At 63.2% G+C, this 440-nt stretch carries 1 protein-coding gene; it reads left to right on the top strand.

The annotated features are described in order from the left end of the window. The coding region (locus HGT70_RS16460) for a two-partner secretion domain-containing protein (RefSeq protein ID WP_214196578.1) at positions 1-440 on the top strand (440 nt) is incomplete at both ends.

Raw genomic sequence — 440 nt, 5'->3', positions numbered from 1 at the left:
ATAGTACGCGCCAAGATAGCACCGAGCTGCTGGCCCGTGCGGTAAAAATCAATGCGGCAGTGCACGCCAAGGCGCTGACGATAACCGTTGGGGCGAATAAGATTGATGCGCGTAACGGCGAGGTCCACGCCCAGAGCGCCCGCGACGGCGAACGCCCACAGTTTGCGGTGGATGTCTCCCAGCTCGGCGGTATGTATGCCAATAAAATTGTCCTGCGAGGCACCGAAGCGGGAGTCGGGGTACGTAACGCCGGGACGCTCGGCGCGGCGGCGGGGGAGGTAGTGATCACCACGGCGGGAACACTGACGAACAGCGGTAACCTGCAGGCGAGCCAGCATATACAGCTCACCGCCGGCGGCGACTTAACCAGTAGCGGCGTACTGGCCGCAGGTATTGCGCCGCAGGGACAAGCGGGTCAATCCGCCAACCTGACCCTGACC

Source organism: Rosenbergiella collisarenosi (genome assembly GCF_018494085.1).
In the GTDB taxonomy this organism is placed as follows: Bacteria; Pseudomonadota; Gammaproteobacteria; order Enterobacterales; family Enterobacteriaceae; genus Rosenbergiella; species Rosenbergiella collisarenosi.
Note: the sequence above shows the minus strand (reverse complement) of the source record. Positions and strands in the feature narration are given on the sequence as shown.